The 14,136-nt window shown below is 57.6% G+C and carries 18 protein-coding genes and 1 pseudogene; 2 read left to right on the top strand and 17 right to left on the bottom strand.

All coding sequences use genetic code 11. The features are described from left to right. The 6 genes from BLW70_RS21415 to BLW70_RS21390 form a co-directional block, all read right to left on the bottom strand. A complete protein-coding gene (locus BLW70_RS21415) occupies positions 1-1,260 on the bottom strand; it encodes an SAM-dependent methyltransferase (protein ID WP_074880740.1) in 1,260 nt (419 codons plus the stop codon). Further along, a complete protein-coding gene (locus BLW70_RS21410) occupies positions 1,235-2,047 on the bottom strand; it encodes a DUF1365 domain-containing protein (protein ID WP_074877349.1) in 813 nt (270 codons plus the stop codon). Before BLW70_RS21410 ends, BLW70_RS21415 begins: the two co-directional genes overlap by 26 nt. After that, a complete protein-coding gene (locus BLW70_RS21405) occupies positions 2,044-3,291 on the bottom strand; it encodes an NAD(P)/FAD-dependent oxidoreductase (protein WP_074877347.1) in 1,248 nt (415 codons plus the stop codon). The genes BLW70_RS21410 and BLW70_RS21405 overlap by 4 nt, the downstream gene beginning before the upstream one ends. 6 nt (positions 3,292-3,297) lie before the next feature. Further along, the gene (locus BLW70_RS21400) at positions 3,298-4,047 is read right to left on the bottom strand and encodes an SDR family NAD(P)-dependent oxidoreductase (RefSeq protein WP_074877345.1); all 750 of its coding nucleotides are present in this window, start codon (positions 4,045-4,047) and stop codon (positions 3,298-3,300) included. Next, positions 4,044-4,466: a nuclear transport factor 2 family protein gene (locus BLW70_RS21395; protein ID WP_074877343.1), complete on the bottom strand. Its 423-nt coding sequence runs from the start codon at positions 4,464-4,466 to the stop codon at positions 4,044-4,046. Before BLW70_RS21395 ends, BLW70_RS21400 begins: the two co-directional genes overlap by 4 nt. Before the next feature lie 125 nt (positions 4,467-4,591). Further along, a complete protein-coding gene (locus BLW70_RS21390; RefSeq protein ID WP_074877341.1) occupies positions 4,592-5,038 on the bottom strand; it encodes a PAS domain-containing protein in 447 nt (148 codons plus the stop codon). Positions 5,039-5,202: 164 nt separating this feature from the next. On the opposite strand from BLW70_RS21390, the gene BLW70_RS21385 reads away from it, so the two are divergent. Continuing rightward, complete coding sequence (locus BLW70_RS21385; protein ID WP_074877339.1) at positions 5,203-6,120, top strand: MerR family transcriptional regulator; 918 nt, start codon at positions 5,203-5,205, stop codon at positions 6,118-6,120. Positions 6,121-6,305: 185 nt separating this feature from the next. On the opposite strand, the gene BLW70_RS21380 is transcribed toward BLW70_RS21385, so the two are convergent. The 8 genes from BLW70_RS21380 to BLW70_RS21345 form a co-directional block, all read right to left on the bottom strand. Continuing rightward, entirely contained in the window at positions 6,306-6,476 is a 171-nt protein-coding gene (locus BLW70_RS21380; RefSeq protein WP_074877338.1) for a DUF1289 domain-containing protein, read from the bottom strand. 2 nt (positions 6,477-6,478) lie between these two features. Continuing rightward, a complete protein-coding gene (locus BLW70_RS21375) occupies positions 6,479-6,835 on the bottom strand; it encodes a hypothetical protein (protein ID WP_074877336.1) in 357 nt (118 codons plus the stop codon). A 36-nt stretch (positions 6,836-6,871) separates the two neighbouring features. Beyond that, positions 6,872-7,795: a CDF family Co(II)/Ni(II) efflux transporter DmeF gene (gene dmeF, locus BLW70_RS21370; RefSeq protein ID WP_074877335.1), complete on the bottom strand. Its 924-nt coding sequence runs from the start codon at positions 7,793-7,795 to the stop codon at positions 6,872-6,874. Positions 7,796-7,815: 20 nt separating this feature from the next. Next, a complete protein-coding gene (locus BLW70_RS21365) occupies positions 7,816-8,091 on the bottom strand; it encodes a metal/formaldehyde-sensitive transcriptional repressor (RefSeq protein ID WP_074877333.1) in 276 nt (91 codons plus the stop codon). A gap of 185 nt (positions 8,092-8,276) precedes the next feature. After that, positions 8,277-9,002, bottom strand: a complete 726-nt coding sequence (locus BLW70_RS21360; RefSeq protein WP_074877332.1) for an anti-sigma factor — start codon at positions 9,000-9,002, stop codon at positions 8,277-8,279. Further along, entirely contained in the window at positions 8,999-9,565 is a 567-nt protein-coding gene (locus BLW70_RS21355; RefSeq protein ID WP_413037965.1) for a sigma-70 family RNA polymerase sigma factor, read from the bottom strand. The genes BLW70_RS21360 and BLW70_RS21355 overlap by 4 nt, the downstream gene beginning before the upstream one ends. Positions 9,566-9,671: 106 nt before the next feature. Continuing rightward, positions 9,672-10,214: a DUF3455 domain-containing protein gene (locus BLW70_RS21350; protein ID WP_074877331.1), complete on the bottom strand. Its 543-nt coding sequence runs from the start codon at positions 10,212-10,214 to the stop codon at positions 9,672-9,674. A gap of 187 nt (positions 10,215-10,401) precedes the next feature. Then, entirely contained in the window at positions 10,402-11,232 is an 831-nt protein-coding gene (locus BLW70_RS21345) for an alpha/beta fold hydrolase (RefSeq protein ID WP_074877329.1), read from the bottom strand. A 235-nt stretch (positions 11,233-11,467) separates the two neighbouring features. Between BLW70_RS21345 and BLW70_RS21340 the strand changes: the two genes are divergently transcribed. Next, positions 11,468-11,947 carry a MerR family transcriptional regulator gene (locus BLW70_RS21340; RefSeq protein WP_074877327.1) on the top strand — a complete coding sequence of 160 codons (480 nt, stop codon included), beginning with the start codon at positions 11,468-11,470 and terminating at the stop codon, positions 11,945-11,947. 15 nt (positions 11,948-11,962) lie between these two features. Here the strand turns inward: BLW70_RS21340 and BLW70_RS21335 are convergent. From BLW70_RS21335 to BLW70_RS21325, 3 genes and pseudogenes are all read right to left on the bottom strand, one after another. Continuing rightward, positions 11,963-12,091, bottom strand: a pseudogene (locus BLW70_RS21335) (acetoacetate decarboxylase (ADC)); the annotation flags it as partial. Between the two features lie 172 nt (positions 12,092-12,263). After that, positions 12,264-13,286, bottom strand: coding sequence for a transketolase family protein (locus tag BLW70_RS21330; RefSeq protein ID WP_074877323.1), 1,023 nt, complete (start codon positions 13,284-13,286; stop codon positions 12,264-12,266). Further along, positions 13,283-14,131, bottom strand: coding sequence for a transketolase (locus tag BLW70_RS21325; RefSeq protein ID WP_074877321.1), 849 nt, complete (start codon positions 14,129-14,131; stop codon positions 13,283-13,285). Before BLW70_RS21325 ends, BLW70_RS21330 begins: the two co-directional genes overlap by 4 nt. Positions 14,132-14,136: the final 5 nt, after the last annotated feature.

The raw sequence follows: 14,136 nt of genomic DNA, 5'->3' as shown, positions 1-14,136 counted from the left end.
TCAGGCGCCCGGCAGCGCTGCGCGGCGTGCGGCCGGAGCTGCCCAGAGCAGTTGCGCGACGCCGATAGTACGCTCCTCGAAACCACCCTGGCAGTAACAAAGGTAGAACTCCCAGAGGCGTTGAAAGGTGTCGTCATAGCCCAGCTCGGTCAAGGCGGTGCGCGACTGACGCAAGTTGTCCCGCCAGTGCTGCAGAGTCCGCGCATAGTCCAGGCCGAAGTCCTCCATGTGCACCAGGTTCAACGCGGTATGGCTACTGGCGGTCTGCAGCATGACGCTCAGGGAGGGCAGGGCACCACCGGGAAAGATATAGCGCTGAATGAAATCTACCGACCGCCGGGCCTGTTCATAACGCTGGTCACGGATGGTGATGGCCTGCAGCAGCATCAAGCCGTCATCCTTGAGCAGCGACGCGCAGCGCTGAAAGTAAACAGGCAGATAGCGGTGCCCGACCGCTTCGATCATCTCGATAGAGACCAGCTTGTCAAAGCGTCCGCCAAGATCACGGTAGTCCTCGCGCAGGACGGTAATGCGGTGTTGCAGACCAAGATCCTGGACGCGCTGCAGGGTATGGGCGTACTGCGCCTCGGACAACGTGGTGGTGGTCACCCGGCACCCGTGGTGGGTAGCGGCATGGATCGCCAGGCTACCCCATCCGCTACCGATCTCGAGCAGATGGTCATCGGGGCGCAGCGCAAGTTTGGCGCAGATACGCTCGAGCTTGTTCAGTTGGGCCTGCTCCAGACTCTGCTCCAGACTGTCGAACATGGCTGCCGAGTACATCATGGTCGGGTCCAGCAGCCGCTCGAACAAGGCATTGCCCAGATCGTAATGGGCGAGAATGTTGCGTCGCGCGCCGCGCCGGCTGTTGCGGTTTACCCAGTGCAGCAGGCGTAGGATCGGACGGCCCAGGCGCGCCAACCCGCCTTCAAGGGCGTCGAGCACTTCCAGATTGGCGACGAAGAGGCGAGTGACCGCGGCCAGGTCCGGACTGCGCCAGTAGCCATGGATGTAAGCTTCGCCGGCACCGATAGAGCCGTTGGCAGCCACCATCCCCCAAGCTGCCTCGTCGAAGATCTCAACCTCAGCGTGCAGCGCGCTGCCGACGTCGCCAAACAGCCACTGCCGGTCTTGGTAGATCAGGCGCAGCCGGCCTTGGCGCAAGTTGCGAAGCTGAGTGAGCACGGCGCTCCTGGCCAGGCCGCCGAATAACGGCGCCAGGCCCCACGATTTGCTAACGCTCAGAGTTGGATCGGACATGCTTGGGCTCCTCGTGGATGTGATGGCGAAGGTTTTGGCTGCTCTGACTGGTCTTGTGGGCATAGAGCGGGGTGCGTCTGAGTAACAGGCGCATGGCTTGCCAATAAATCGCACCGAGGGTGCGCAGGCTCATCCAGGGGAAGGCCAGTACGTGACGCTGTAGTGCGGCGGCATCCAGCGGCTGTCGGTGCAGGGACAGGTCGGCCACGAACACTTTTTGTCCTTCGCGGCGGTTTTCCATGTGGATGCGCATGTGCGCCTCATCAATGGAAAAGCGCATGTGGTACTGCATATCCATTGGCAGGAATGGCGAGACATGGAATGCCTTCGTGACCGAGAACTGACGGGGCTGCCCGGGCAGCACAGGCAACACGTAATGAAAACGTTCTCGCCAAGGGGTGTTGCGTACCTCCAGCACAATCGCCGCCAGGAGACCGTCACTGTCGTGGCAAAAATAGAAACTGACCGGATTGAATGAAATCCCCCAACTGCGCGGCTGGGTCAGCAAATGAATGGTGCCGCAGGGCGCCTGGCCCAAGGCCTTGGCCACCACTTCGCGCACCGCTTCCTTCAAGGGGATACCGCGACGAGTCCAGGCTGGCAGGTAATCGGTTTCCCGCCAGCACAACGGCGCCAGGCGAGAAGCACCGAGTAACGGAGACAGGCCCAGCAGCAGATCCTGTTCGTCCAGATCCAGATAAAGCATGCCAATGCGATAACGGAACCCATGGAATCGCGGCGCCAGACGCCGGTGGATGACCCAACCGTAGCAAAGGCTGCTGTTCACAGGCGCTCCCCGAATCTTTGGGCGACGTCCAGTGCGCTGACCACGCCATCCTCATGGAAGCCGTTTGCCCAATAAGCGCCGCAGAAGTAGCTGTGCTGGTTTCCCTGTAGCTCGCCCTGGCGCGCTTGGGCCGCCATGGCGGCAAGGCTGTATTGAGGATGTGCATATTCGAAGCGAGCCAGCACCTGCGACGGGTCCACGCAATCGCCCTGATTGAGGCTTATGCAGAAGGTTACCGGGGCGTCGAGGCCTTGCAGTATGTTCATGTTGTAGGTCACGGCCGCCGGGGCGTGCGCGGGTCCACCGAGGCGATAGTTCCAGCTGGCCCAAGCCTTGCGCCGGCTGGGCAGCAGGCGGGTGTCGGTGTGAAGCAATACTTCGTTGGCGGCATAGTCGAGGGCGCCTAGCACCTCGTGCTCGGTGGCGGTCGGTTTCTCCAGCAGCGCCAAAGCCTGGTCGCTATGGCAGGCGAATACGACCTTGTCGAAACGCTCCTGGCCTGCCGCACTAGTGATCACCACGCCGTTGTCGTCCCGGCGGACGCTCATCACCGGGCAGCTGAGCCGAATGCGTTCGCTGAAGGTCTTGCACAACGGCTCCACATAGCTGTGCGAGCCACCCTCGATCACTCGCCATTGTGGTCGCTGGCTGATCGAGAGCAGTCCATGGTTACGGAAAAAGCGGACGAAGAAGTGCAACGGGAAGCGCAGCATATCGGCCCGTGATACCGACCAGATGGCCGAGCCCATGGGGACGATGTAGTGATGGATGAAACGCTGCCCGTAGCGTCGCGTGTGCAGGTAATCGCCAAGGCTCATGCCCGGCTCAATGCGGTGGCCGTCAAGGTCGGCCACCGCCTGGCGGTTGAAGCGCACGATATCGCGCAACATACCCCAGAAGCCCGGCGACAGCAGATTGCCGCGCTGGGCGAAGAGGGTGTCCAGGTTGTTGCCGTTGTATTCGAGGCCGCTCTCCGGATCGTTCACGGAAAAGCTCATCTCGGTGGGGCGTGAGACGACTCCAAGGCGATCCATCAAGCGGATGAAGTTGGGATAGGTCCAGTCGTTGAATACGATGAAACCGGTGTCTACTGCATAACGCTGGCCCTGCCATTCTATGTCGACAGTATGGGTATGACCGCCGATCCAGTCAGCCGCTTCGAACACGGTCACCTCATTGCGACGTGACAACAGATAGGCACAGGTCAGCCCAGAGATCCCGCTGCCGATAATGGCGATACGCATATGACGCTATTCCTTTTCGGTTCGCGCCAGTCGACGGCCCAGGGCCAGGCGCCAACGCGCTGGCAGGGCGCCAAGCAAGCGCAGGATGAGAATGAAGAAGCGTGGAAAGTTGATCTCCAACGGTCGTCGCGTCAGGCGCGCGACGACATGCCGCGCGGCGCGGTCGGCTGTCCAGAGTTGGGGCATGGCAAAGGTGTTGCGCTGAGTCAGGGGGGTGTCGATGAAGCCGGGGCTGACCAGCGTTACATCGATGCCTTCGGCATGTAGATCCAGGCGCAGGGATTCGATCAGATAACGCAGAGCCGCCTTGGACGCGCCATAGGCTCCAGCCCGGGGTAGCGCCAGCCAGGTTACCGAGCTGCCGATCACTACCAGATGTGGTCTATGCCCCCGGCGCAGCAGTGGAAGGGCCGCCTGCAGGCAGTAGCTGACCCCCAGCAGGTTGGTGCGCATCATCCGCTCGACGGTCTCGGCTTCGAACCTGCCCGGCACAAGGTATTCGCAGGTACCGGCGTTCAGGATCACCAGGTCGAGTGCGCCCCAGGCATGCTCGATGTTTTCGCAGATAGCCGAGACGTGTCGTGGGTCAGTCACGTCGCCGGTAGTGAGCAGGGCCCCAGGGTAGCGCAGCACCAGCGGCATCAGTGCCTCCGCCCGCCGGCCACCCAAGGCCACCTCATGGCCTTGCTCCAGCAGCCGTTCAGCCAGGGCAGCACCGAGGCCGCTGCTGGCGCCTGTCAGCCAGCAGCGGCTCATGCGAGCCTGCCCTTGATCCAGCCAATCACTCCGCCCAGTACGGGAACGTGCTCGTAGAGCAGGGCGCCGGCATCGAAGTAGTCGTGGTGCAGGTAGACATGTGTCGTCCAGCGCAGGTGGCTGCAGCCATGCAGACTGATTGGCTGACCGCGGGACAGGCGCGGATGACGGAAATGCAGGATCCAGCGCAGATAACCCTGGCCGGGGGCGGTTTCATCCGCGTCAAGGAGGTCGTAGCGGATATCCTGTACGTTGGTGTACAGCTTTTCAAAGTACGTGCGCAGTGCGGGCAAGCCATCCAGCTGATGCAACGGGTCACGAAACTGAACGTCGTTGCTATATAGCTCGCCCAGGCGGTCCAGGCAATCAGCGTTCAGCGTTGCGAACGTATCCGCGAAATGGTGGAGATATGCAGACATGGCAGGCTCCAGGTAAAGTTGTACAATTCGAGAAAACTGTACAGATTTATCTGAAGCCTACGGGGAAAATTGTACAAGTCAATATTCTTGTACACTTTTTGTGTAGGTTTTAGTGCTACTCGTCGTTAGCCACCAAGCCTTGCCAGTTTACTGCGAAGCTCGGCCACTTCGGTCTCAAGTGACTGTATCCTTTCCAGAGCGGCAATCTTGTCGCTGACGTCGTGCTGTATGCCAATGTAGTAGGTCAACTGGTCGGCATCATTGTGCACGGGAGTGATAGACAGCTCGTTCCAGAACGGGCTGCCATCCTTGCGATAGTTGCGCAGCACCTGACGGCAGGGCTGACCGAGGCGGATGGCGTCACGGATTGCCTCCAGGCCGGCCTGGGCATGATCGTCTGCCTGCAGGAAGCGGCAATCCTGGTAGAGAATTTCGTCTGAACTGTAGCCGGTCAGGCGCTCGAAGGCAGGGTTGGCATAGATGAGGATGCTGTCATTGCCTTCCTGCTCGGCCACGACGATGCCGTCATTGGAGGCTTCGACCATAAGTTGCAGGAGTTTGGCGTCAATCATGATCTGGGCTCATTGTGATTCATGGGGTTGCCCCACAGCGTAGTCGCCAGCGACAGCCATGCCTAGATGGCAGGACGCAGGACCGTCGGACATCGATTGGTGCTGGTTAAAAAGCGTCATGCCTGGTTTAGAATGCCGACACACTCAGGATGCAACGACTTTCAATGACCGAGCCCATCGAATCCACCTCCGACGACGCATTGCTCCCAATGCGGGAAGTCGCCAGCCTGACTGGCGTCAACCCGATCACCTTGCGGGCATGGGAGCGCCGCCACGGGCTGATCCGACCCGTACGCACTGTGGGAGGGCATCGCCTGTATTCGCAACAGGACATCGAACATATTCGTAGCATCATGCTCTGGACCAGCCGGGGCCTGCCCATCAGCAAGATAGGCGCTTTGCTCGTCCGGCAGCAGGACACACCCGATGTCACTGTATCTGGCTCGGCCGAAGCTCCCCTGGTCCAGTGGCAAGAGGCAGTTCATCGTGCCACTCAGGCTTTTGACGGCGCTGAGCTGGAGCGCCTGCACGGGCAACTATTTACGATCTATCCGAAAGCAACTGCACTGGAGGCTATTCTGCTGCCGGTTTGGCGCAGCCTGGCATCCGGTAATAATTTCGGTCGACGCAGCCAGTGGTTGTTCCTTGACGCCTTCTTGCGTGCGCGGATGTTATTGCGACTGCAGATGAACCAGAGCAACGGTGCTTGCGTGCTGCTGGCAGACGGCTCGGGCCATGCGCGCGAATTGGAGCTGTTGTGTGCTGGTTTGTTGATGAGCAGCGACCAGCTTCGCATCGAGGTGTTGGGCACAGGCCAGCCTCTGGAAGAACTGCCGTTGCTATGTGAAGCAATTCAGCCCGCCGCGCTGGTGCTATTGGTCCAGGCGCCACTGCAGGAAGATGCGCTCAAGCGACTGCGCGCCGTTCAAATGGGCGTTACGTGCCCAGTGGCCTTGGCCGGCGACGCAGCTGCCGCTTCGTCGGCAGGGTTGCGGGGTTCTTCGATTGCCATTTTGGGCAATGACGAAGCGAGTATTTTGCCCAGGCTGGAAGCCTTGGTAAGGGGAACACTGCAAATTTGAATCCAGTCATTCCAGCTAAGGAGGGTTATCTCAAACTGCATTGCAAACTTCATCCAGATCCTGCCAAGAGTTGGTACAGAGCCTGACCTGGAACACTGGGATATGGGCTGTGAGAGTCGCCTTCCTGCCAGTTAATCCCACATCAGCTTCTTCTGGCTTTCGGTGTAATTAGATCCGAGGTCTGCTTAGTTCAGCCCTTTCATACGTACATTCGCCCTTTGCACCGCGGCCATTTTTTCAGGCCGCTTCATGCGTTTCCACTTTCTAATGTCTTCCTTGCTCCGCCCACAACTCACACACAGATCCCCCCTAAGTTGGCACACCGAGACGCAGGGATTTTCGATTTCTTTAGCCATCGTCAATAACCTTTAGCCAGGCGCTTCTGCCAATCACCACCATGGATACGCTGGCATTCTTCTTCAGAGTCAAGGCAGACATTGCGATCTGAAAGGTTCAGATCGATGCCGGCCTCATTCAACGCGATGGCCGTCAGCTCAAAGATGTGAGCCTTCGCGTCAACTTGGGCGAGCTTTCTGTCAGCCAGGGTTTCGAACACCCAGATTACCTTCAGGGTTTCAGCCAACGCGTTCAGGTCAGCAATGTGGGTGAGCCAGATAAAGCCTTTGATTTTACCTTTTGCTGTTTCGCACGCTTCGGTCAGCGCGGTTATCAACCGGCGTTCAATTCGCGCCAGTTCACGTTTCCCTGGAGGCATCGCAATTTCCTTTGGAGTTAATGGGGGAGGTCCTGATCAGGCAGGTCGAAATTCGACCGTCAGATGGCTGACCTCGTGAACCGGCTTGAGACGTTCACGAATGCTGTCGGCGTTCGCAGTGGCTTCACCAAGGACGCTGACGATGGCGGCATGGGCTTGCGGTCCAACCCGCCAGACGTGCAAGTCCGTGATGGTGGCATCCCCCGGTTTTTCAACCAGTTCGCGGATTTCCTCGGCAACATGGGCGTCTGTTTGATCCAGCAATACACCTGCGGTGGCCCCCATCAAGGTCCATGCCCACCGCGCGATAACGATGGCGCCGACGATGCCCATGACCGGGTCCAGCCATACCCAACCCAGATACCGACCGGCGAGCAGTGCAGCGATGGCCAGAACCGAAGTCAGCGCGTCTGCGATGACGTGGGCATAGGCCGATTTCAGGTTGTTGTCGTTTCCATGATGAGCATGGGTATGGCCATGATCATCATGATCGTGCCCATGACTGTGCCCGCGGCCCAGCAGCAGGGCACTGACGATGTTGACGATCAAACCGGCAATTGCGATGAGCGTAGCGATGCCGAACTGAACGTTCGTTGGCTGCAAGAGGCGCATGACGGACTCAACGCCAATGCCCAGGGAAACCATACCGAGAATCAACGCCGAAGCGAACCCGCCCAAATCTCCAACCTTTCCGGTACCGAAACTGTAACGCTGGCTGGAGGCGTGGCGTTTAGCATATCCGTACGCGGCTGCCGCGATGCCCAATGCGCCGGCATGAGTTGCCATGTGAAACCCATCGGCCAATAACGCCATCGAGCCTGTGATATACCCGGTGGTGATTTCACCAACCATCATCACAACAGTTAGAGCCACTACCCAAAGCGTACGCTTTGCGTTTTCGTCATGCGCTGAGCCAAGGAACACGTGGTCATGCGTGTAGTTGATGTTCTTGCTGTTCATGAGTGTGTGCCGGGATGTGTTCACTTGGAGTAACGGCGAATGGCTTCAAGAAGCTCTTCGACGCCCGTATTGCGCTCCTCTTCACTGAGTCCAGGGTTCGCAACATGCTCACGCGCGTGATCCTCGATGATTTCCTCCATCAAGCCGTTGATGGCTCCGCGAGTGGCAGCAACAAGGTGCAGTGTCTTTGCGCAATCGAGGTCCGACTCCAGTGCCCGTTCAACGGCCTGTATTTGTCCGGCGATGCGTTTAACACGCTTGAGAAGATCGTCTTTGTTTGCAGCGATATGGCCCATTGGATACCCCCTACCTATGTTGCGCACATGATAGGTATACCCCCTATACCTATGCAAGGGACGACGGACAAAGGGATCATCTACGGCCGTTTAGGGGAAAGAGAGGACTTCATTGGGAACTCAGGTAGAGAGGTGAGGGAAGGGGAATGCCGCCTATGCGGCCTTTTCCTTCAAGGCGCTCATGGTCAGATCACTTTAATGGCCCGGCCAATGAACTGCACCGGACCCGTGGGTTTGCCGGTCTGCGATCCATTTGGATTTTCCAGGGTCAATTCGAAGAGCTGGTTGGGTTCCAGCGGGGGTAATTTATCCAGAGGGACTGAAAGCGTTTGCCCTGGTTTGACCAATCCAAGAGATACCGGTCCTTGCCAGCCGTCCGCTTTGGTCCAGAACTCAAGTGCTTTATCGGTTGGGACTTGCGCTACCACCAAGGGTATCAGTTGGATTTCTCTTGGGTTGCTCGCCTGAATGACCCAGCCGGGCGCCTGGCTTTGTGGAGCCACCAGAACGACCAGGTAGGTGGTCGGATTTACCGGAGCTGTTCGTGTCAGTAGTACTGATCCGAGCAAGAGCGTCGCGACAAGACCTGATCCCGCGAGCCCACGCCATAGGGGAAGAAGGTTCCACCATGAAGTTGGCTTCGCGGCGGCTGCCACTCCTGATGCTCGCCGGTTATTCAAGCTACGCTCGATTCGCCTCCAGAGCAGCGGGGTAGGATTCTGCGGTTCAGCCAATTCGGTCAACGTAAGCAAGCGCTGTTCCCACGCATCTACAGCAGATCGCAAATCGAATTCATGAGCGAGACGCTTTTGTATCTCGATGCGCTGCTCAGCCGGCAACGTGCCTAATACATACTCACTCGCCAGTTCGTCAATGTTCTCGGGATGGTCATCCTCTGGGCTTATGGTCATCCCATGCACTCCCGCAATACAACCAGACTGCGTTTGATCCAGGCTTTGACGGTCCCCAGCGGTGCGTCCAGTTTCTGCGATATTTCAGAATGCGAATAGCCGTCTACATATGCATGAAGGATGCAGTTGCGACGTACCGGCTCCAGTTGTTCAAGACATAAATAAATACGTCCTGAACGGGTTCGAAAATCGAAGGCCTCCACACTCTCTGACGATGTCTCCATGGATGACAAAGCTTGCAGTGCCATTTCACTTTGCTCGCTGACTTGTACCTCTCTGGCGTTATCTCGCATGAAATTGAGCGCCAGATGTCGCGTCACGCTGAAGATCCAGCCACGGGCAGAGCCTCGTGCCGGATCAAAACTGGCGGCACGGGTCCATATTTTGATGAAGGCATCGTGCACAATGTCTTCCGCCAAGGAGTTATTGCGAGCGATTCGCTTGGCAACCCCCAAAAGTCGAGCACTTTCCTGCTCATACAAGTCTCGCAGTGCCTGCTGCTCGCCCCGGGAGCAAGCAGCCAGACAGGCTTCATAGTCAAAACAGGGCTCAGGTAGGGACAAAGTTTTCAGCCGCCAGCTGGTAGAAATTTCCCAGCCATTGGGCTGGAGTTCCATCGGAGCAGAGTAGACGACTTTGTGCGCTAACAACCTGTTCCAGGTAGTTGGCTTAATTGGCTGCCCAAAAAATATAGTCAGCCTGATATTTCACTACCTCACGTTTGCCTTTGTCAGCGGTGGAGCATTCAGTCGTGGGCGCAACGCCGCCTTTTACGGCCACCCGCTGGATAAAACTGACACCGCTCATCGCGCCATTGCCTTCCGCAGGGGTGGCCTTGACCAACTGATAAGGGAGGTCGCCAGTACCTGAGGGTGCAACCGCCAGTTGGGTCCCGGTAATTTTAGACCCGTCATTAGCTTGCCAGGTGGCAGGCGGTCCGAAGTAGGTGCCGACCTGTTTGCCGCTGCGATCATTTAGTACTGCTTTGGGCCCGACGAAAGCCCATTCAGTCTGGCCGGTGGCGTTTGTTTTGGAGCGACACTCATACGTGATTTCGCCTACGCCCACGGTTTCCAGCGCGACCTTATGACCGTCAGGAACCTTGATGCTGTCGGGCAGATCTGACTGGGCGTAGGCAGCTGGCAATGTGACTAACAAGCAGGAGGCAGCAAGCGTAGTACTGACAATGCCCAGAAATCGTTTAGCGTTCATACAAGTCTCTCCAGAAAGGTGATCAGTTCAGCAGCGTTGGCTACTACCTGTACTACCCATTGGAGGACAAACTGGATGCAGTTCTTGAAAAATATCAGTAATGGAAAGTTTGTAGCGATTGCTTAATCGCTGTCGATCTAGTGGCCTTGAAAAGGGTAAGGGCGGGTTTTTCCCCGCCCTCCATTGTTTAGCTCCGAATGAAAGCGAGCAGATCGGCGTTAATCGTATCGGCGTTGGTTGTAGGCATTCCATGCGGGAAGCCAGGGTAAATTTTCAGCGTACTGTTTTGCAGAAGTTTGGCTGACAGAACCCCGGAATTTTCATAAGGCACGATCTGGTCATCATCACCATGCATCACCAGAACGGGGATCTTGATGCTCTTCAAATCATCGGTGAAGTCGGTCTGAGAAAAAGCCACGATCCCGTCATAGTGTGCCTTTGCACAGCCCATCATGCCTTGCCGCCACCAGTTCCGGATGATGCCCTCAGAGGATTTTGCACCTGGCCGGTTGTAGCCGTAAAAAGGTCCCGCTGGAACGTCGTGGTAGAACTGTGCGCGGTTGGCCTTCAGTTGTGCCTGCAAGTCGTCGAAAACTGACTTAGGCAGGCCGCCAGAATTACTCGGGGTCTGGACCATCAGCGGTGGGACGGCACTGATGATGGCGGCCTTCGACACTCGGTCTTCGCCGTGTCGCGCGATGTAATGAACGACTTCACCCCCGCCGGTGGAGTGGCCGACATGGACTGCTCCTTGTACGCCGAGGTGATCAACCACGGCCGCGACGTCGTCAGCATAGTGATCCATGTCGTGTCCGTCCCACACCTGACTGGAGCGCCCGTGACCACGTCGGTCGTGTGCAACAACCCGGTAACCGTTGGCCAGGAAAAAGAGCATTTGCGCGTCCCAATCGTCCGCGCTCAGTGGCCATCCATGATGGAAAAAGATTACCTGGGCATCGTGCGGCCCCCAGTCTTTGTAAAAGATCTCAACACCGTCTCGCGTAGTGACATACCCCATGTTCGCATCTCCTGAATGAAGTGAAGGCCTAAACCGAATCGTGTTTCGATCAAGGCCCTGAATGAACAAAGTGCAGCTCATCCAATAGGCGGTTCAGAGGGCGCGTGTTTCTGGATCTGTCTGCCCCATGATTTCCATGACGGCTGAGCAACACGTGGCACTCGAGCCGCTTGGCCACCCGAAGACTTTAGGTTTAAAGTCAACTTTAAGGTCAATAGACTTCTTGAGGTGGAATATGAGAATAGGCGAACTGGCGAAAATCAGCGGGTTGGCGCCTTCACGCATTCGCTTCTACGAAGCGAGCGGCCTGATCAAGTCGGTCGAGCGTAAAGCCAATGGTTATCGGGATTATGCGCCTGACATCCAGTGGGTTCTGGAGATCATCACCGGCGCGCAGGCGGCGGGCTTTTCATTGGAAGAAATTCGGCAATTGATGCCGATGAATGCGAGTGGCTGGCAGCACGAAGAGTTGCTCAGTGGCCTCAAGCAAAAGGTTGAGGAAATCGAAGTCCTGCAGCAGCGGTTGGCCCAGAACAAAGCGCAACTTCTGCTGGTCATCAAAGGCATCGAGGGTAAGCCCGAGGGCATGGCGTGTGCAGACAATGCGCAATTGCTGTTGCATCGTCTGCGCGATGAGGGGGTGGCAGGCACTTCAGGCCGCCGTGATGCAGCGTCTTCCAGGAAAAAAACAGCCCGTCAGGCTTCCGGGGCCTGACAGGCGCAACAGGTTTCAGCGCTCGCCAACCAGGGTGGCAAGCGGTTTTGGCGCATAGAGCGTGCTCTGGAACTCAGGCACATATTCGTACTTCATCATTTTCCCCAGCTTCAGGGAGCGGATGTAGTTCGACAGACTGTCATCCCAAGAGAAGATGCCTATTTTTGCAAAAATCTGTTTGCGATTACCTCCAGTCAGTAAAGACACAGGCGCAGAAGCTCTTCATCTACCGTTATCCATCGCTCTTCCTATGCGCTGTTTTGCTGAGCCCTATAGGTTGAATGGCACCCGCTTCCAGGTGCCTTGTACTCGCCCGTTAAAGCCAGGCTTTGATTTGCGCACAAACGGCTTGAGTTGAAATGCCGTAACGATCATGCAGCGTCGGCAGCGCCCCGGCATCGAGGAACGCATCGGGCAAGGCGATCTGCCTGAAGGTTGGCGTCACTCCGTTGCGCAGCAGCACTCCGGCAACGGCCTCACCGAGACCGCCAATTATCGAACTGTTTTCTGCGGTGACCACCAGTCGACCTGACTTCCTAGCCTCGGCAAGAATGGTTTGTTCATCCAGTGGTTTGATCGTCGGTACGTGCAATACGGCGACATCGACGCCGTCCGCTTGCAGTTCTTTGGCTGCTTCCAGTGCACGCATGGTCATCAGACCGGTGGAGATGATCAGCACATCGTTACCGGTGCGCAGGGTCTTGGCCTTGCCGATCTCAAATTTATAGCCGTACTCGTCCAGCACCAGCGGTACATTGCCGCGCAGCAAGCGCATGTACACCGGCCCCTGATGCGCGGCGATGGCGGGCACGGCTTGTTCAATTTCCAGGGCATCGCACGGGTCGACGATCATCAGATTAGGCATGGCGCGGAAGATTGCCAGGTCATCGGTGGCCTGGTGGCTTGGGCCGTAACCGGTAGTAAGGCCGGGCAACCCACAAACGATTTTGACGTTGAGGTTTTCTTCGGCAATCGCCATGCAGATGAAGTCATAGGCGCGGCGCGAAGCGAACACCGCGTAGGTGGTGGCGAAAGGCACGAAGCCTTCGCGGGCCATACCCGCGGCCGCACTCATCAGCAACTGTTCGGCCATGCCCATTTGATAGAAACGGTCGGGATGTGCTTTGGCGAAGATATGCAGGTCGGTGTATTTGGACAGGTCGGCGGACAGGCCGACGATGTCTGAACGCTGTTCTGCCAGCGCCGCGAGCGCATGACCGAAAGGCGCGGATTTCGTGGCTTGGCCTTCCGAGGCAATCGAAGCGATCATCGCTGATGTGGTCAGGCGTTTCTTGGTCGGTTCGGCAACCGAAGTCGGAGTGTTGGCGGCGTTGCTCATTGGTTTTTTCCTTCTTCAAGATTGTTCAGTGCCAGATCCCATTCGTGTTCTTCCACGCGGATGAAGTGGGTCTTCTCCCGGGTTTCGAGGAAGGGCACGCCTTTGCCCATTTTGGTGTCGCAGATGATCACCCGAGGCTGAGTGCCAGGATGATTGCGGGCGGCATCGAACGCGCTGACCAGCGCCTCCAGATCATTGCCGTCAATGCGCTGGGTGAACCAGCCGAACGCTTGCCAGCGATCGACGATGGGTTCAAAGGACAGGATTTCACTGGAGTAACCGTCGGCTTGCTGGTTGTTGACGTCGACGATGGCGATCAGGTTGTCGAGCTTCCAGTGTGACGCCGACATCACGGCTTCCCAGGTTGAGCCTTCATTCAGTTCGCCGTCCGACAGCAAGTTGTAGACGAAGGAGGGCGACCTTTTGCGCTTGAGGCCCAGGCAGGCACCGACCGCGATGCCAAGACCCTGACCCAGTGAACCACCGGTGATTTCCATGCCCGGCGTGTAGGCGGCCATGCCCGACATCGGCAGGCGGCTGTCGTCCGCACCGTAGGTTTCCAGCTCGTCGAGCGGGATGATTTCGGCTTCGATCAAGGCCGCGTACAACGCAATGGCGTAGTGACCGATCGACAGGTAAAAGCGATCGCGCTCTTCCCATTCAGGATCTTCGGGCCGATAGCTCAGGGCATGGAAGTAGGTTACTGCCAACAGGTCGGCGGCACCGAGGGCCTGGCCGACGTAGCCTTGTCCCTGAACTTTCCCCATTCGCAGCGCGTGGTGGCGAATGTTATGAGCGCGCTCCACTAGGGTCTTGGATGAAACGTATGAAGGATTAGTCGTCATGGTGA

Origin of the sequence: Pseudomonas frederiksbergensis (genome assembly GCF_900105495.1) — a bacterium.
GTDB classification, from domain to species: domain Bacteria; phylum Pseudomonadota; class Gammaproteobacteria; order Pseudomonadales; family Pseudomonadaceae; genus Aquipseudomonas; species Aquipseudomonas frederiksbergensis.
The sequence above is the reverse complement of the archived record's forward strand: the minus strand, read 5'-3'. Positions and strand labels throughout refer to the sequence as shown.